Source organism: Streptomyces sp. XD-27, from assembly GCF_030553055.1.
Taxonomy (GTDB): domain Bacteria; phylum Actinomycetota; class Actinomycetes; order Streptomycetales; family Streptomycetaceae; genus Streptomyces.
Genome location: NZ_CP130713.1, coordinates 4266230 through 4283105 on the forward strand (window position 1 = coordinate 4266230; position 16876 = coordinate 4283105).

Below are 16876 nucleotides of genomic sequence, written 5' to 3' on the forward strand. Positions count from 1 at the left end.
CGCCCCCGCACGCTTGAGCCACCCGTGCCCGAGACACCCCCGCTCAGCGAGTCGTCGGGTCGGCGTCTTGGGGGCCTGACCAGCGCGCGGCCTCGGGCTTCCGACCGCCACGGCCCGATGTCGTACCCACCCCTTACGCTCGGACCCATGCGACTGAGCACCGTGATCCTTCCCATCCACCGCTGGTCCGAGGGCGGCCGCGAGGTGTGGCAGCGAGCCGAGGAGCTCGGTTTCCACGCCGCGTACACGTACGACCACCTCTCGTGGCGGTCGTTCCGCGACGGGCCGTGGTTCGGGGCCGTGCCGACCCTCACGGCGGCCGCCACGGCGACCTCGCGCATACGCCTGGGCACGCTCGTCACCTCGCCCAACTTCCGGCACCCGGTCACGCTCGCGAAGGAGCTGATATCGCTCGACGACGTCTCGGGCGGGCGGATCACGCTCGGGATCGGCGCGGGCGGGGTCGGCTTCGACGCGACGGCGCTGTTGCGTGAGGGCGAGGAGCCGTGGCGGCCGCGGGAGCGGGCCGACCGGTTCGGGGAGTTCGTAAGCCTGCTCGACCAGCTGCTCACGCAGGACGCGGTGTCGTACGAGGGCACCCACTACGCGGCGCGCGAGGCGCGCAACATCCCCGGCTGCGTGCAGCGGCCGCGGCTGCCGTTCGCCGTCGCCGCGACCGGGCCGCGCGGGCTGCGGCTCGCCGCCCGGTACGGCCAGGCGTGGGTGACCACCGGCGACCCCAAGATCGCCGACACCGGTACCCCGGCCGACTCCGTCGCCGCCATCGGTCGGCAGATCGAGGGGCTGGGCGAGGCGTGCGCGGAGACCGGGCGGGACATGGCCGAGCTGGACAAGATCCTGCTCACCGGCTTCACCCCGGACCGGAACCGGCCGCTGGCGTCCCTGGACGCGTTCGTGGACTTCGCGGGCGCGCACGCGGCGCTCGGCGTCGACGAGATCGTCCTGCACTGGCCGATACCCGACTCCGACTTCGCCGCCGACCTGGCCGTCTTCGAGAAGATCGCCGCGGAGGGCCTGGCACAGCTCGGCGCCGCGTAGAGAGCTGGCACCCGTGCAGAGAACTTATGCCGCATAGAGGGCGGAAGGTGCAGAATCGGGTGTGGAGGTGCTCCCCATGGCACGCACCCGATTCGCCCCCGACCGGGGCCTGACGACCCGCATGGTCAGCACGATGTTCCTGATCGGGCTGCTCTACGTGGTGTTCGTCGGTGCGCTCCTGGCACTGCTGCGCGGCTCCTGGCCGGTGATCCTGCTCCTCGCCGGGGGACTGTTCATCGCCCAGTTCTGGTTCAGCGACCGGATCGCGGCGTTCAGCATGGGGGCGCGGGAGGTCACCCCGGAGCAGGCGCCCGAGCTGCACGGCGCGGTGGACCGGCTGTGCGCGCTGGCCGACATGCCCAAGCCCCGGGTGGCCATCGCCCACACCGATGTGCCGAACGCCTTCGCCACAGGGCGTAACGAGCGCACCGCGCTGGTGTGCGCCACCACCGGGCTGCTGCGGCGGCTGGAGCCGGACGAGCTGGAGGGGGTGCTGGCACACGAGCTGTCGCATGTCGCCCACCGGGACGTCGCGGTGATGACCATCGCCTCGTTCCTGGGCGTGCTGGCCGGGCTGATCACGAGGGTCGCGCTGTGGGGCGGGTTCAGCCGGGGCAGCAGCCGCGACAACAATGCCGCGATCCTGATGCTGCTGATCCCCCTGGTCAGCGCCGTCGTCTACGCGATCAGCTTCCTGCTCACCCGGCTGCTGTCCCGCTACCGCGAGCTGTCCGCCGACCGCACCGGTGCGCTGCTGACCGGTCGGCCCTCCGCGCTCGGCTCCGCGCTCACCAAGGTCACCGGCCAGATGGCCCGGATCCCCACCCGGGACCTGCGGCAGGCCGAGCCGTTCAACGCCTTCTACTTCGCGCCCGCGCTCTCCGGCGAGACCGCGTGGCGGCTGCTGTCCTCCCACCCGACGCTGGAACAGCGCCTGGACCAGCTCGGCCGTATCTCCGCGCAGCTCGGAAGGGGCTGATCAACCGGTGGGTCTCCTGGACGCCATCCTCGGGCGCAGCAAACCGGTCCGGCCCGATCTCGACCAGCTCTTCGCCCTGCCGTCCGCCGCGATCACCCTGCAGGCGGGGGCCGGGTTCACCCCGACCGGGGTGGGGTCGGTGTGCTTCGCGACCGTCGAGGGCGGCGCGTTCGAGCGCCTGCGGCAGGATGTGCGGGCCCTGCTGGACGCCGACACCGAACGCGGCGGGGCGCCGGTGGAGTTCAGCCGCGACTCCTACGGCTACACCTGGCTGCTCACCCGGCAGCCGTCCGACGACTGCGCGGCGCTCGTCAACGATCTGCACGCCGTCAACAGCGCGCTCGAAGAGGCGGGGTTCGGCCCGCAGCTGCTCTGCTCCCTGATGGCCTTCCGGGGCGCTTCCGAAGAGGGAAGCGCCCGTCACCTGGGGCTGGTCTACCTCTACAAGCGCGGCACCTTCTACCCCTTCGCGCCGCTGCCCGACGCCGCGGAGAAACGCGACAACGCCCTGGAGCTCCAGATCAGATCGCTGCTCGCGGACGATCTGCGGATCGAGAAGGACCTGTCCCGCTGGTTCCCGGTCTGGGGCGCGCCGGGCCTCGCCGGTTGATCACGCCGCCAGGCCCGCCTGGTGGATCAGCCGGGGAAGCGGAGGAACTCCGGCGGGACGTGGTCGACCAGCCAGACGCCGTTGGCGCTCACCTGGAAGACGTGCCCGGCGCTCCGCATGGCCGCCGCGTCCACGGACAGCACCACCGCCCTGCCGCGCCGGGCGCCGACGCGGACGGCGGTCTCCCGGTCCGGCGAGAGATGCACCGCGTGCCGGTTCATCGGGCGCAGCCCCTCGGCGCGGATCGCGGCCACGGCACGGGCGACGGTCCCGTGGAAGAGGTACGCGGGCGGCTCGGCCCTCGGCAGGCCGAGGTCGACGGCCACCGTGTGGCCCTGGTTGGCACGGATCCGGCCGCCCTCGACCGCGTACCGCTGCTTGTCGTTGGACGCGACGACCCGGTCCAGTTCGGCCCGGGTGAAGCGGAAGCCGTGCGCTGCCGCCGCCGCGATCAACACGTCGATCTCCACCCAGCCGTGGGCGTCGAGCGTGATCCCGATCCGCTCGGGGTCATGCCGCAGATGCCGCGCCAGGTACTTCGAGATCCTCACATCGCGTCTGTCATCCATCACCTGCCATGGTGCCTCCGCGGCCCGGCTCCCGCACGGGATTATCCGGCTCCCGCACGGGGCTATCCGGCTCCCGCAGGGGATGGTGCCCTGCGGCCAGGGCGTCCATGGTGCGGGCGGCCACCTCGCGGTCGGCGGCGGCGGCGATGAAGCCGGCGGTGCCGTCGGGACCCACCAGGGCCCGCACTGCCCGCACGGTCGCGGCGGGCAGCGGCACCGCCTCGGAGCCGGGGTACGGGCCGGGACCGGCGCCGTCGCCGGACGGGTCGCCGGTGCGCGCGGCGGCCGCGATGGCGGCGAGCCGGTGCCGCACATAGCGGGTCGCCAACGTGCGCATGGCGCGGGCGAGTTCGGCGTCGACCGTCGCCTGCGCCAGCGGGCGCAGCCGCCGCACCAGGGAGGCGGCCTCGGCGGCCTCGGCGTCGCTGGGCGGGTGGTCCAGATAGCGCTCGAAGACGTACTCGGTGGTGAAGTCCAGGAAGCGGGCGGCGATGTGCTCGACCTGGCCCCGCAGTTCGCGCAGGTGGGTGGAGATGGCCAGCAGCGGGACGCCCGCGGAGTGGAGTTCCGCGGCCACCGCCAGTTCCGCGGGGCTGGGCACCAGGAACTCGTCGGGGCGGCCGGGCACCGGTTCCAGCACCCCCAGCTCCACCGCCTCCGTGACCGCCTCGGCCACGTCGGGCGCGCCGCCGAAGCACTCGGCCAGCTCGGCGCGGGTGGTGCGGGCCGTCTCCTCGTCGGACCACGGTCCGGCGGCCTCGGCGACCAGGCCGAGCACCCCGCCCAGCCCGCGGCCGTTGTCCCACGCCTCCAGCAGCTCCTTGATGCTGGCCAGGGTGTAACCGCGGTCCAGCAGTTCGGTGATCTGCCGCAGCCGGGCCAGATGCGCCTCCCCGTACAGGTTCGCCCGGCCGCGCCGCTCCGGCCGCGGCAGCAGCCCCCGGTCCTGGTAGGCGCGGATGGTGCGGACCGTGGCCCCGCTGCGGTGGGCCAGCTCCTCGATGCGGTACTCCGCGCCCGGCCCCTCGGCCCGGGGCTCCCCGGGGGAGGGCCCCGGCACCGGCGCCGGGCGGAGGGCCGACCGGGGTACCGCCGACCGGGGTACCGACTCGGAGGCCGACCGGGGTGCCGGTGGGGACGCCGGTGGCGGTGATGGCGACTGTTCGGACACGCGGGCACTCCTCATGGACGGCCGCGCCGCGGCCCTGGGTCGGGGCGGCGGCGCTCCGGGGATCGTACGACCGTCCGGTTGCGCGGGCACTGCTCTACATCGGCAGGTCGAGCCTGCCCAGCGCGCGCAGGGCCTTGGGGGATATCCGGCCCAGGAAGCGGGCGCCACGCGCCTCCGGGGTGACCGGCACCACCGCCTGGTTGCGCGCGACGGCCCGCAGCACCGCCTCCGCGACCTTCTCCGGCGGGTAGTTGCGCCGTGCGTACAACTGCGAGGTCCTGCTCTGGCGGCGCTTCTGCTCCTCCTCCGGCACCCCGGTGAACCGGGTCGTCGCCGTGATGTTGGTGTTGACGATGCCGGGGCAGATCGCCGAGACGCCTATGCCCTGGCCCGCCAGTTCGGCCCGCAGGCACTCGCTGAGCATCAGCACCGCCGCCTTGGACGTGCTGTAGGCGGGCAGCGCCTTGGACGGCTGGTAGGCGGCCAGCGAAGCGGTGTTGACGATGTGTCCGCCCTCGCCGCGCTCGGCCATCTGGCGGCCGAAGGCCCGGCACCCGTGGATGACGCCCCACAGATTGACGTCGAGCACCTTGCGCCAGTCGTCCGTCGTGGTGTCCATGAACGAACCGGCCATGCCGATACCGGCGTTGTTGACCAGCACGTCCACCACGCCGTACTCCGCGGCGACCTTGGCCGCCAGCTTCTCCATCGCCTGCTCGTCGGAGACGTCCGCGGTCTCCGCCCAGGCCCGCGGCGCGCCGATCAGCCGGGCCAGCTCCGCGGTGCGGGCCGCGCCCTCCGTGTCCCGGTCCACCGCCACCACCCGGGCGCCCGCCTCCGCGAACGCGAACGCCGTGGCCCGGCCGATGCCGCTCGCCGCGCCCGTCACCAGCACGAGCCGGCCGCCGAACCGGTCGGCGTACGGCCCGCCGGCGCCGACCGGCTTCGGCACCTCCCGGCCGCCGTCCTCGACGGAGGCCGCGAACTCGGCGACCCACGCGGAGATCTGGTCGGGCCGGGTGCGCGGCACCCAGTGCTTGGCGGGGATCGTGCGCCGGGTCAGCCGCGGAACCCAGCGGTCCAGGTCGTCATAGAGCCGCTCCGACAGGAACGCGTCGTCCGTCGGCACGACCAGCTGCACGGGGACGTGCGCGAACGCGTCCCGGCGCGGCCGCAGCAGCCGCTCGCGCACGTTGTCCCGGTACAGCCAGGCGCCGTGTGCGGCGTCGTCGGGCAGCGACGCCGCCGGATAGTCGCCGGCCGTCGCCGTCCCCGCCGGGAGCTTCTCGACGCGCTCCAGGATCCTCGGCCAGCGCCTGCCGAGCGGGCCGCGCCAGACCGCCTCGGGCAGGGCGGGGGTGTGCAGTGCGGCCACGTACCAGGACTTGGCGCTCTGGCCGAGCAGCTGGGCCACGCGGCGCGGGGTGGGGCGGGTCATCCGGCGCTTGATCCAGTGCCCGAAGTGGTCCAGGCAGGGCCCCGAGATGGAGGTGAAGGAGGCGATGCGGCCCTCGGTGCGCTTGACGGTGACGAACTCCCACGCCTGCACCGAGCCCCAGTCGTGGCCGACCAGGTGCACCGGCCGGTCCGGGCTGACGGCGTCGGCCACCGCCAGGAAGTCGTCGGTGAGCTTCTCCAGGGTGAAGCCGCCGCGCAGCGGGGACGGCGCGCCGGACCGGCCGCAGCCCCGCACGTCGTAGGCCACGACATGGAAGCGGTCCGCCAGCCGCCGGGCGACCTCGCTCCACACCTCCTTGCTGTCCGGATAGCCGTGCACCAGCAGCACGGTCGGCTGCTTCGGGTCGCCCCACTCGGCGACGCACAGCTCCACTCCGCCCGTCCTGACCCACCGCTCGCTCACGCGGACTCCCCCTTCCAGCGCCGCACGTGCGGCAGATCGTCGTCCAGCCAGAACGCGCTCTCCTCGGGGTCCCGGGAGTCGGTGACCACCAGGATCTCCTCGAACTTCGCGCCCGTGCCCCGGAAACCGAGGTGCGGTTCGACCGCCCACAGCCCCGGCTGCGGCGGGTGGTCGGAGAAGCGGTACGGGCTCCACAGCGGCGACCAGCCCTCGCGGTGGCCGTGCAGCGCGTCGGACACCAGCCCCTTGAGGCTCTGGGCGCCGAACCCGAACAGGTGGGGCGCCCAGCGCCGCTCCTTGACCCGGTCCACCTTGTGCGCGATGACCCCGAACGGATACGCGCGGTGCCGGTTCGCGTACCCCTGGCGCGCCATGAGCCGGTCCACGTCCTGGTAGATCTCGCGCAGCGAGCGCCGCTCCCGCACCTCGCGCAGGATCAGCTCACGGTGTGCCTCCAGGTCGGCGAGCAGCCGGTCGTGCACGGGGTTGAGGCCCAGGCAGCCGCTGTATCCGATGTCCGCCGTGTACCCCTTGAAGATCGGCGCCATGTCGAGGATGAACGGCATCCCCGGCTCCAGCGCCCGGTTCGTGGGGAAGAACTGCAGCGGTATGCGGAAACCGGTGAACGCCGTGCGGTCGCCGAACCACGCGAACGGCAGATGGAACCAGTCCCGCACCCCGCGCTCGCGCAGCCACTCCCGCTGCATCCGCGCCGCCTCGCGCTCCGTCACCCCGGGCCGGAGCCGCGCCGCGACCGCCTCCGCGCACTCGTAGCTGAGGCGCTGCACGTCTTTGAAGCCCCGCAGCTCGTCCCGGACACCGCTCAGCTCGGCGCCCAGCCGCCGGTCCAGCCGGCCCACAGCCGAAGTCATCGCCACCCGCCCGTCTGCCCATGTCTGAGCCCCGCCCGAAGTTGACACTGATGAATGTGACAATCCCCGGAGGCTGAGTCAAGGGTCCCGCAGTACCTGTGGATACTCGCGGTAACACCAACTTTCGTATCGCCCGGACCCCCTGCCCCTACGGGTCGGTCAGACCCAAGGACTATGCGCCGACCGCCGCGATCCAGCCGTCAGGGCTGACGATTGTTGTGGCGCACGCCACTACGGTCGAAGACGTGACAGTGATTTCCACCGAAAGCCTGAGCAAGCGGTACCCCCGCGTCACCGCACTCGACCGGCTCTCCGTCGACATCACACCGGGCGTCACCGGCCTGGTGGGTGCCAACGGCGCCGGCAAGTCCACGCTCATCAAGATCCTGCTCGGCCTCTCCCCGGCCAGCGAGGGCACCGCCCGCGTCCTCGGCCTCGACGTGGCCACCGAGGGCGGCGCCATCCGCGAGCGCGTCGGCTACATGCCCGAGCACGACTGCCTGCCGCCCGATGTCTCGGCGACCGAGTTCGTCGTCCACATGGCGCGGATGTCCGGGCTGCCGCCCGCCGCCGCCCGCGAGCGCACCGCCGACACGCTGCGCCACGTCGGGCTGTACGAGGAGCGCTACCGCCCCATGGGCGGCTACTCCACCGGCATGAAGCAGCGCGTCAAACTCGCCCAGGCCCTCGTCCACGACCCGCAGCTGGTGCTGCTGGACGAGCCGACCAACGGCCTGGACCCCGTCGGCCGGGACGACATGCTCGGCCTGATCCGCCGGGTCCACACCGACTTCGGCATCTCCGTGCTGGTCACCTCCCACCTGCTCGGCGAGCTGGAGCGCACCTGCGACCACGTCGTCGTCATCGACGGCGGCAAGCTGCTGCGCGCCAGCTCCACCAGCGACTTCACCCAGGCCACGGCCTCGCTCGCGGTGGAGGTCACCGACCACGAGGACGCGCTGCGCGAGCGGCTGACCGCGGCCGGGCTCGCGGTGCACGCCGACGGCGTCCTGCTGCTGGTCGACCTCGACGCCGAGCGCGGGGACGCCACGTACGACACCGTCCGCGACGCCGTCGCCGACCTCGGGGTCGGCCTGGTGCGCATGGAACAGCGCCGCCACCGCATCGCCGAGATCTTCCGCGACGGGCCGGGCCAGGAATCCCGGCCCGGCCCGGAACCCCGGCCCGATCAGGAACACGCCACCGCCCACGAGACCGCCGCCCACGCCAAGAAGGGAGCGGCATGAGCACGGAAACCGCCCCGCGCGGCGCCCACATCCACAACATCGGCTACCGCCACTACGACGGCCCGCGCCTCGGCCGCGGCTACGCCCGCCGCTCCCTGTTCTCCCAGAGCCTGCGCGGCGCCTACGGCCTCGGCCGCTCGGCGAAGTCCAAGGTCCTGCCGATGATCCTGTTCGCGGTGATGTGCCTGCCCGCCCTGATCATCGTCGCCGTCGCGGTCTACGGCCACACCAACCGGCTGCCGGTGGAGTACACCCGGTACGCCCTGCTCCTCCAGGCCGTCATCGGCCTCTACATCGCCTCCCAGGCACCCCAGTCCGTCTCCCGCGACCTGCGCTTCAAGACGGTCCCGCTGTACTTCTCCCGCCCCATCAAGACAGCCGACTACGTCGCCGCGAAGTTCGCGGCCATGGCGTCGGCGCTGTTCATCCTCACCGCCGCGCCCCTGCTGATCCTCTACGTGGGCGCCCTGCTGGCCAAGCTCGACTTCGCCGAACAGACGAAGGGCTTCGCGCAAGGACTGGTCTCCGTGGCCCTGCTCTCCCTCCTCTTCACCGGAATCGGCCTGGTCATCGCCGCGCTCACGCCGCGCCGCGGCTTCGGGGTCGCCGCCGTGATCGCCGTACTGACCATCAGCTACGGCGCGGCCAGTGCGATCCAGGGCATCGCGTTCAACCAGGACAACACGGATGCCATCAGCTGGTTCGGCCTGTTCTCGCCGATCACCCTCATCGACGGCGTACAGACCGCGTTCCTCGGCGCGACCTCGTCCTTCCCCGGCCACTACGGCCCCGACGCGGCCACCGGCGCCGTCTACCTCCTTGTCGTCCTCGGCCTGATCGCCGGCTCGTACGGGCTGCTGACGCGCCGCTACCGGAAGGTCGGGCTGTGAGCACCATCGCCATCGACAACGTCTCCCGCTGGTTCGGAAACGTCGTCGCCGTGAACGACGTCAGCATGACCATCGGCCCCGGCGTGACCGGCCTGCTCGGCCCCAACGGAGCCGGGAAGTCCACCCTCATCAACATGATGGGCGGCTTCCTGCCGCCCTCCACCGGCACCGTCACCCTCGACGGCCGCCCCATCTGGCACAACGAGGACGCCTACCGGAGCATCGGGCTGGTGCCCGAGCGCGAGGCGATGTACGACTTCCTCACCGGCCGCGAGTTCGTGCTGGCCAACGCCGAACTCCACGGCTTGGAGCGCCCGGTGGCCGCCGCCAGGAAGGCCCTGGCCACGGTGGAGATGGAAGAGGCCGCCACCCGCAGGATCGACACGTACAGCAAGGGCATGCGGCAGCGCGTCAAGATGGCCTCCGCGCTCGTCCACGACCCGTCCGTGCTGCTTCTGGACGAGCCGTTCAACGGCATGGACCCGCGCCAGCGCATGCAGCTGATGGACCTGCTGCGGCGGATGGGCGCGGAGGGCCGCACCGTGCTGTTCTCGTCCCACATCCTCGAAGAGGTCGAGCAGCTCGCCGCGCACATCGAGGTCGTCGTCGCGGGCCGGCACGCCGCCTCCGGCGACTTCCGCAAGATCCGCCGCCTGATGACCGACCGGCCCCACCGCTACCTCGTACGGTCCAGCGACGACCGGGCGCTGGCCGCTGCCCTCATCGCCGACCCGTCCACCTCCGGCATCGAGGTCGACACCCGCGAAGGCGAACTGCGCGTCCAGGCCGTGGACTTCGCCCGCTTCACCGCACTGCTGCCCAGGGTCGCCCGCGACCACGGCATCCGGCTCCTCACGGTCTCGCCCTCCGACGAGTCCCTGGAGAGCGTCTTCTCCTACCTCGTAGCGGCCTGAAAGGAGTCATCAGCGATGTCCGCGCTCTACCACCCCACCGTCGCCCGGCTCACCTACCGGGCCCTCCTCGGCCGCCGCCGCGCGCTCCTCCTGGCGGCCCTGCCCGCCCTGCTGCTGGTGATCTCCATCGCCGTACGGGCGCTGTCGGGAGCCGACGACGACACCGCCGACGGCATCCTCGGCGGCTTCGCACTGGCCACCATGGTCCCGCTGATCGGCGTCATCGCCGGTACGGGCGCGATCAGCCCCGAGATCGACGACGGATCGGTCGTCTATCTGCTCGCCAAGCCGGTCAAACGCCCCACGATCATCTTCACCAAGCTGATCGTGGCCGTCGCGGTCACCGTCGCCTTCTCCGCCCTCCCGACCCTCCTCGCGGGCTACATCCTCAACGGCAACAGCCAGCAGATCGCGGTCGCCTACGCTCTGGCCGCCGCCGTCGCGTCCGTCGCCTACAGCGCGATTTTCCTGCTGCTGGGCACGGTCACCCGGCACGCGGTCGTCGCGGGCCTGGTCTACGCCCTGGTGTGGGAGTCGGTCTTCGGCAACCTGGTCGCCGGAGCCCGCACCCTCAGCGTCCAGCAGTGGGCCCTCGCGCTCGCCCAGCGGACCGCCGAAGGCGACGTGATCTCCTCCGACGTCGGGCTCCCGGCCGCCGTGGTGCTGCTGAGCGCCGTCACGGTCGCGGCGACGTGGTACGCGGGGCGGCGGCTGCGGTCGCTGACGCTGGCCGGGGAGGAGTGAGCAGGCTCCCCAGGTGCCCCATGGCGTTCCGCCCCCGGACCCTCGTTCCGGGGGCGGCGCCTCAGGTCAGGCGGGCGTCGGCAGCGCCGCCAGGGCCTTGGCGACCACCTCGGGTGCGGCCGTCTGCGGCGACCCCGCGGCGTACGGCGGCTCCGGGTCGTACTGCATCAGCAGCTGGGAGACCTGCGCGACCTCGTCGCCCGCGATCCGGCCGCTCAGCGCCAGGCCCATGTCGATGCCCGCGGAGACCCCGGCCGACGTGACGTACTTGCCGTCGAAGACGTAGCGGTCCTCGACCGGCTCGGCGCCCAGCGCGGCGAGATCCTCCATGAACATCCAGTGCGTCGTGGCCCGGCGCCCCTTCAACAGCCCCGCCGCGGCCAGGATCAACGAGCCGGAGCACACCGAGGTGGTCCAGGTGCTGGTGGTGTCCGCGCGCCGCAGCCACGCCAGCACCTTCGTGTTCGTCTGCTGCGCGGCGCAGAACGGGCTGCCGGGTACGAGCACGATGTCCGGATCCGGCACGTCCTCCAGCGCCGCCTCGGCGACCAGCCGCAGATTCCCGGCGTCGTTGGCCACGGGGCCCGGTCGCTCGGCCACGAACACCGGCTCCCAGCCCGGCAGATGGCCGAGCGACTCGTACGGGCCGATCGCGTCGAGGGCGGTGAAGCGGTCGTAGAGCAGGATGGCGATGCGCATGCTGACGAAACCTTTCGCGTGGTCGGTGGGTGTCGAGCCAGTGGGTGTCGAGCCAGCGGGTATCGAACCGGTGGGTGTCGAGTCAGCGGGTCGAACCAGTGGTGGCGAACGGCGTGCGCCTAATTCGCCACCGGATGGAAGCGGCGCCGGTATTCGGCGGGCGCGGCCCCCAGCCGCCGTATGAACGCCCTGCGCATCGCCTCCGGCGTGCCGTAGCCGCAGGCGCGCGAGATCTCCTCGATGCCGTCGTCGCAGTCCTCCAGCATCCGCCGGGCCGCCTCCAGGCGGACCCGCTCCACGTACTGCCCGGGCGCCATGCCGACCTCGGCCCGGAACGCGCGCGCGAAGTGCCGCGGCGACAGGTTCGCCCGGTCCGCCAACGCGGTGACGGACAGATCCGCCGACGGGTGCTCGGTGATCCACGCCTGGAGGTCGCGCAGCGGGCGGCGCTGCGCGGTCTGGGCGGCCAACTGGGCGCTGAACTGGGTCTGGTTGCCGGGGCGGCGCAGAAAGACGACCAGGTGCCGGGCCACGCGCAACGCGACGTCACGGCCCAGATCCTCCTCGACCAGCGCCAGCGCGAGGTCGATGCCGCTGGTCACCCCGGCGGAGGTGGATATCTGCCCGTCCCGGATGAAGATCGGATCGGGGTCGACCTCCACCTCCGGATACTCCCGGGCGAGCGTCTGGCACGTGGTCCAGTGCGTCGTCACGCGGCGCCCGTCCAGCAGCCCGGCCTCGGCGAGCGCGAAGGCCCCCGTGCAGATCGAGACGACGCGTTCGGCGAGCCCGGCTCGCTCGCGCAGCCACGCCACGAGCCGGGGATCCAGCGTGCGGGTGCCCGCGCCGCCGGGCACGATCAGCGTGTGCGGTATGGGCGCGGCCGCCAGCGAGGAGCCGGGCGTGTCCGCCAGCGAGTAGTCGGGCGTGACGATCAGCCCACTGGAGGTACGCACCGGCTCGCCGTCGACGGTCGCGGTACGGATCCGGTAGGCGTCCGGCACGCCACCGGCTCTGTCCACCGCGTCGAAGACCTCGAGTGGGCCGGTGAAGTCGAGGCTCAGCGTTCCCTCGAAGAGCACGATCAGGATGGTCCGTGGCGACATGAACCCATCGTGGTCGGGGGCGGGTACGGCAGCAATGCCGAATTTCCCACCTTTTCTGCCACGCCGCCCCGGCGCGCGCCGTCAAGCGCACGGACCCATGTGCGGGAGCGTCCGCCCCTGTGCGGGTGATGATTCCGGGCCGGGCGGGCGCCCACCGCGCCGGACGCGGAATGGCTTTCCTGTAGGCCCCGGTCCTCGCCCCCGTCCCCGTCCCCGCCCCCGCTCCTGCCCGCCCTCGTCCCTCCGGGAGAAAGCGTGGCTCTCTGGCTGCTGAACCACCTCAGCACAGCGGCACTGACGGTCCTGGTCGTGGGCGGCGCCGTGACGCTGTCGGTGGCGGGGAGCCTCCTCGTCCGCCGCCGGTTCCCCTCGCTGGTCGCAGGCGAGCACAACGAGATGGTGGGCGTGGTGCTCGGCATGTTCGCCGCGATCTACGGCATCATCCTCGCCTTCGTCATCGTGACCCTGTGGGAGCAGCTGGAGGAGACCCGGACCACGGTCGACACGGAGGCCACCGACGTCTCGCTGATCGTGCGCGACGCGGCCTCGTTCCCGCCCGGACCGCGGGCGCGGATGGACAAGGCCGTCCACGACTACCTGCATGCCGTGGTGGAGAGGCAGTGGCCGCACATGCGGAACGGGACCGCGCGGCACAGCGTCACCGCGGGACAGATAAAGGGGCTGTACACGGCACTGCAGGACTACGAGCCCGCCACCGAGTCGCAGCGGGTCTTCTACGAGCAGGCGAGCACCATGCTCAACGACGTGGCCGCGCAGCGCCGCGACCGGCTGGCGATGGCGCACCGCCAGCTGCCGCCGCTGCTCCAGGTCCTGGTCTTCGGCGGCGCGCTCGTGATCATCCCGCTGACGTTCCTGTACGGCATCCGGAACCGCTCGATGCAGCTGCTGTTCGTCGGATCGGTCGCCGCGCTGATCGGGTTCAGCCTGCTGCTGGTCGTGGTGCTCGACCGCCCGTTCGCGGGCGATGTGCGCGTGAGCCCGGCACCGTACATGGAGGGCTCACTGGCCCGCTTCTGGGAAGGCCCGCGGCCTTAGAACTCCATCTGGCGGATGCGCTCGAGATGCCCGCGCTGTTCATCAACCCAGCCGTCCGGCAGTTCCACGGGCACGGCCATGACCGTGCCGGAGCCTTGAACGTCCTCGACGGTGATCAGGGGAACCGAGAACTGGGTGTTGAACTCGATGTTGATCTCGGGGTTGCGCAGGTCGGTCATCCAGCAGATGCTCCGGCCGACGGCCAAGTCATCCAGGGCCTTCGCCCAGTCGTCGAGGTCTTTCGACGAGAGACAGAGGCTGAGTCGGCCGTTGCAGAAGGTGCTCGAGATGACAACCTCGGCGTCGAGCTCGTCCGGCCCACGCCGACCCAGCACTCTGACCGCAACCCTGTTCTCATGGTCGGCCAAGTGGATCAGCTCCACCGCGTTGCCCTCCCTCACGTGCACCCCTCGAATGAAGATTCCTTCTGAACCTTCTGAACCTTCTGAACCTTCTGAACCATCTGAACCATCATGCAGGAATCGGAGGATTCCCCTGACCAGGCCATTTCGTGACCCACTGGATGCCGGGGACACGGTTACCCATGTTGCGTGAGGAGTTCTTAGTGTTGTGGGCATGATCGATGCCGAGGACGTCCGCAGGATCGCGCTCTCCCTCCCCGAGACGGTGGAGAAGGAGGCGTGGAGCATGCCCACCTTCCGCGTCGCCGGGAAGATGTACATCACGATCCCGGACGACGAGACGTCGTTCGCGGTGCGGTGCCCCAAGCACGAGCGGACGGAGCTGATCGCGGCGGAACCGGAGAAGTTCTGGGTGCCGCCGCACGAGGCCGGTTCCGCGTGGGTACGGGTGCGGCTCGCCGCGCTGGAGGACCTGGACGAGCTGCGCGACATCCTCGTGGACTCCTGGAGGCAGGCGGCGCCGGACCGCCTCCTGGAGCTCTTTCCCGACCCGGGGTGTGCGTAGATGGCGCCGGGCACGCCCCGTACGGCGTGGCAGAGCCCGCCACGGGTCCAGCGGTTGACCGGAAGGCCGTGGAACGGGGAGTGGACGTGGAAGTCCGTCCACGTGGCGACGGCCGTGCTCGTGGTCGAGGTCTTCCTGGCCTTCGTGGTCTACGGATTCGTCGCCCTGACCGAGGAGTCGCCGCAGCGGCAGGACGGTCCGGCCGTGCAACTGATCGCGGCGCCGTTCATGGCCTGCCTCGTGTACCCGGCGGCCCTGCTGTTCTCCATGGCGATCACCCTGCCCACGGCCGCACTGGCGCGCTGGACGGGCCCGCGATGGGGCGGGTCCCGGCCGCCGCGGGGGTGTCGGCGGTGGCGGTGCTCCCGGTGACGTGCCTGCTGTGCGCCGTTTTCGGCGTGCGGGGCTGGCACATCGCCTGGCTGTACGCACTGCTGTGGGCCGGGCTCGGCACCGGAGCCCAGCTCGTCGGGCTCTCCGCGGCGCGCCTCGTCGCGGGCCGGAAACCGGGGCTGACCTGGCGGGTCTACGCGTACGGGGGGCTGGCCATGGTGGTCTGCCTCGCCCTCGGCACGGTGGCCCGCGGCACCGGCATCGTCGAGGACTACCGCCCTCCGCGGGTCTCCCACGACGACCTCGCCGGTACGTGGACCGACGGCGACGGCGGCACGATCCGCCTCGCCGTGGACGGCACGGCGACCGTCCAGGGCATCAAGAGCCGCGACTCCTGGGGCGACCCCGAGGGCGGGCGCTGCGACAGCGCGGGGACGTGGACGTACGACCGGGGCGACGGCCCGTGGGGCCAGACGGTCACCATGGACGTCTGCTGGGCCGATGGGGAATGGACCGTCAGCGGCACGGCGGACCATCCGAAGCTCAACTACCAGTACGGGGACCCGGATTCGCCGGACTGGTACGTGCTGACGCGCCGCTGACCGGCCCAGCCCGCTCCCCAGGCGTCGCCCGGAGCGCGGGTGTCGACGGCGAGGAATCCGGCCTGCGTTGGAGGAGGCCGGTTCCCTCACAGATCGAGACCGGCGAGGGCGCCGCGGAGCGCGGCTCGTACGAGGGCCGGTCCGCTGCTGTCGCGTACGGCGAGGTCGGCGGGTGCGGCGGGGTGGGTGGGGTTGGTGCGCGAGGGCGCGAGGACGCCCGCGCAGCGGCCGCAGATCCCGGTTCGCTGCCCGCGCGGCAGCGGATCACGGCATTCGGCGCACTCCGCGAGCGGTTCGACGGGCTTGCGGGCTTGGGGAACGGGCGTCGGCGGGCTGTTGCGCAGGCGGTAGGCGAGTAACGCGGCGGGGGCGCGGACCGCCAGTGGCAGATCGCCGGTCAGGATGCGGAAGAGGGCGGCCTCGGCGGCCTCCTGCGCGTCGCGTGGGCCCGGGGACGGGGCGTCAGCCTGGCCTGCCGTCCCGCTGGTGCCGGTGCCGGTGCCCGTGCCGGGTTCCATCGTTCCCGCCGCGTCCTCCAGCCAGCGCGCGGCCAGCGGCGCGAGCCGGGTGGCGTCGGCGGTGCCGAGCCGCAGCCGGGCGTCGCGGTCGCCGAGCCGCGCCAGCAGCGCGGAGGCGCGGGCCGTCAACGCGTCGGACGCGGGAGGCCGGTTGGGGGTGTTCTCCTCGGTGTTCAACCCCTTGGGGTATCCGCCGACGGCCTGTCCGGCCGCCGCACCGACGGTCGGGATCCGGCCCTTCGGGGGAGCATCGGGAGTGCCGGGAGTGCCGGGAACGCCGGGTGCGCCGGGAGCACTCAGCGGGCCGAACGCCGCGTTGATCTCCTCGGCGTTCAGCAGTGGGACGTTCGACACGAGCACGTGGGTCGTCCAGCGGCCGCTGTCCGGACACTGGAGCCGCCGCGTATGGACGAAGCCCTCGTCCTCCAACTGCCGCCGCGCCTTGCGGACGGTGATCCGCCCCTCGGGCATCTTCTCGCCGATGGACTGGAGCGTCTCCCGCGACCCGTCCGGGAGGGACAGCGCCCACTGGAGCAGCCGGACGGCGACGCCGGTCAGGCGGGGATGCCGGATGAGCTCGTTCGGGGTCTGGGAGTAGAAACGGGTGGGAGGGATAGCATGCTTGAGCATCTTCGGGTGGGTGCTTTCCACTCGGCGGTGAAGGCCCTCAGACCGGTGTTGGCGCACCACTGAGGGCCGCCCCTTTACGGGGCGTGATG

The 16876-nt window shown here is 72.1% G+C and carries 19 protein-coding genes; 11 read left to right on the forward strand and 8 right to left on the reverse strand.

What is annotated here, in order from left to right:
• Window positions 1–147 precede the first annotated feature (147 nt).
• The 3 genes from Q3Y56_RS18185 (at window position 148) to Q3Y56_RS18195 (ending at window position 2648) form a co-directional block, all read left to right on the forward strand.
• Window positions 148–1059, forward strand: coding sequence for an LLM class flavin-dependent oxidoreductase (locus Q3Y56_RS18185; protein WP_304462965.1), 912 nt, complete (start codon window positions 148–150; stop codon window positions 1057–1059).
• Between the two features lie 76 nt (window positions 1060–1135).
• Window positions 1136–2038, forward strand: coding sequence for a zinc metalloprotease HtpX (gene htpX / locus Q3Y56_RS18190; protein WP_304462966.1), 903 nt, complete (start codon window positions 1136–1138; stop codon window positions 2036–2038).
• A gap of 7 nt (window positions 2039–2045) precedes the next feature.
• A complete protein-coding gene (locus Q3Y56_RS18195; RefSeq protein ID WP_304462967.1) occupies window positions 2046–2648 on the forward strand; it encodes a hypothetical protein in 603 nt (200 codons plus the stop codon).
• Between the two features lie 26 nt (window positions 2649–2674).
• Here the strand turns inward: Q3Y56_RS18195 and Q3Y56_RS18200 are convergent, their stop codons facing one another.
• The 4 genes from Q3Y56_RS18200 to Q3Y56_RS18215 form a co-directional block, all read right to left on the reverse strand.
• A complete protein-coding gene (locus tag Q3Y56_RS18200) occupies window positions 2675–3217 on the reverse strand; it encodes an RNA 2'-phosphotransferase (protein WP_304462968.1) in 543 nt (180 codons plus the stop codon).
• Window positions 3210–4277 (reverse strand): MerR family transcriptional regulator, encoded by a 1068-nt coding sequence (locus tag Q3Y56_RS18205; RefSeq protein WP_304462969.1) that lies wholly within the window; start codon window positions 4275–4277, stop codon window positions 3210–3212. Before Q3Y56_RS18205 ends, Q3Y56_RS18200 begins: the two co-directional genes overlap by 8 nt.
• 205 nt (window positions 4278–4482) lie before the next feature.
• Entirely contained in the window at window positions 4483–6249 is a 1767-nt protein-coding gene (locus tag Q3Y56_RS18210; RefSeq protein ID WP_304462970.1) for an SDR family oxidoreductase, read from the reverse strand.
• The gene (locus Q3Y56_RS18215; RefSeq protein ID WP_304462971.1) at window positions 6246–7121 is read right to left on the reverse strand and encodes a M24 family metallopeptidase; all 876 of its coding nucleotides are present in this window, start codon (window positions 7119–7121) and stop codon (window positions 6246–6248) included. The genes Q3Y56_RS18210 and Q3Y56_RS18215 overlap by 4 nt, the downstream gene beginning before the upstream one ends.
• A 218-nt stretch (window positions 7122–7339) precedes the next feature.
• On the opposite strand from Q3Y56_RS18215, the gene Q3Y56_RS18220 reads away from it, so the two are divergent.
• From Q3Y56_RS18220 to Q3Y56_RS18235, 4 genes are read left to right on the forward strand one after another with little or no spacing between them, the layout of a single operon-like run.
• Window positions 7340–8368 carry an ABC transporter ATP-binding protein gene (locus tag Q3Y56_RS18220; RefSeq protein ID WP_304462972.1) on the forward strand — a complete coding sequence of 343 codons (1029 nt, stop codon included), beginning with the start codon at window positions 7340–7342 and terminating at the stop codon, window positions 8366–8368.
• A complete protein-coding gene (locus Q3Y56_RS18225; RefSeq protein WP_304462973.1) occupies window positions 8365–9258 on the forward strand; it encodes an ABC transporter permease in 894 nt (297 codons plus the stop codon). Before Q3Y56_RS18220 ends, Q3Y56_RS18225 begins: the two co-directional genes overlap by 4 nt.
• Window positions 9255–10172: an ABC transporter ATP-binding protein gene (locus Q3Y56_RS18230; RefSeq protein ID WP_304462974.1), complete on the forward strand. Its 918-nt coding sequence runs from the start codon at window positions 9255–9257 to the stop codon at window positions 10170–10172. The genes Q3Y56_RS18225 and Q3Y56_RS18230 overlap by 4 nt, the downstream gene beginning before the upstream one ends.
• 15 nt (window positions 10173–10187) lie before the next feature.
• A complete protein-coding gene (locus Q3Y56_RS18235) occupies window positions 10188–10916 on the forward strand; it encodes an ABC transporter permease subunit (RefSeq protein WP_304462975.1) in 729 nt (242 codons plus the stop codon).
• A gap of 66 nt (window positions 10917–10982) precedes the next feature.
• Here the strand turns inward: Q3Y56_RS18235 and Q3Y56_RS18240 are convergent, their stop codons facing one another.
• Together Q3Y56_RS18240 and Q3Y56_RS18245 are read right to left on the reverse strand one after the other, a co-directional pair.
• Entirely contained in the window at window positions 10983–11615 is a 633-nt protein-coding gene (locus Q3Y56_RS18240) for a DJ-1/PfpI family protein (protein WP_304462976.1), read from the reverse strand.
• Between the two features lie 119 nt (window positions 11616–11734).
• The gene (locus Q3Y56_RS18245; RefSeq protein ID WP_304462977.1) at window positions 11735–12721 is read right to left on the reverse strand and encodes a GlxA family transcriptional regulator; all 987 of its coding nucleotides are present in this window, start codon (window positions 12719–12721) and stop codon (window positions 11735–11737) included.
• Window positions 12722–12976: 255 nt separating this feature from the next.
• Here Q3Y56_RS18245 and Q3Y56_RS18250 point away from each other — a divergent pair, with 255 nt between their 5' ends.
• Window positions 12977–13777: a DUF4239 domain-containing protein gene (locus tag Q3Y56_RS18250; RefSeq protein ID WP_304462978.1), complete on the forward strand. Its 801-nt coding sequence runs from the start codon at window positions 12977–12979 to the stop codon at window positions 13775–13777.
• Here Q3Y56_RS18250 and Q3Y56_RS18255 read toward each other — a convergent pair.
• Entirely contained in the window at window positions 13774–14178 is a 405-nt protein-coding gene (locus Q3Y56_RS18255) for a DUF5959 family protein (RefSeq protein ID WP_304462979.1), read from the reverse strand. The two genes, Q3Y56_RS18250 and Q3Y56_RS18255, sit on opposite strands and share 4 nt — an antisense overlap.
• Before the next feature lie 175 nt (window positions 14179–14353).
• Between Q3Y56_RS18255 and Q3Y56_RS18260 the strand changes: the two genes are divergently transcribed.
• Genes Q3Y56_RS18260 through Q3Y56_RS18270 form a run of 3 tightly spaced genes read left to right on the forward strand, consistent with a single transcriptional unit; the run spans window position 14354 to window position 15639 of the window.
• Window positions 14354–14704, forward strand: coding sequence for an MmcQ/YjbR family DNA-binding protein (locus Q3Y56_RS18260; RefSeq protein ID WP_304462980.1), 351 nt, complete (start codon window positions 14354–14356; stop codon window positions 14702–14704).
• A complete protein-coding gene (locus Q3Y56_RS18265; protein ID WP_304462981.1) occupies window positions 14705–15076 on the forward strand; it encodes a hypothetical protein in 372 nt (123 codons plus the stop codon).
• Window positions 15058–15639, forward strand: a complete 582-nt coding sequence (locus Q3Y56_RS18270; RefSeq protein ID WP_304462982.1) for a hypothetical protein — start codon at window positions 15058–15060, stop codon at window positions 15637–15639. The genes Q3Y56_RS18265 and Q3Y56_RS18270 overlap by 19 nt, the downstream gene beginning before the upstream one ends.
• 86 nt (window positions 15640–15725) lie before the next feature.
• Here the strand turns inward: Q3Y56_RS18270 and Q3Y56_RS18275 are convergent, their stop codons facing one another.
• The gene (locus tag Q3Y56_RS18275; protein ID WP_304462983.1) at window positions 15726–16787 is read right to left on the reverse strand and encodes a hypothetical protein; all 1062 of its coding nucleotides are present in this window, start codon (window positions 16785–16787) and stop codon (window positions 15726–15728) included.
• Between the last annotated feature and the right edge of the window lie 89 nt (window positions 16788–16876).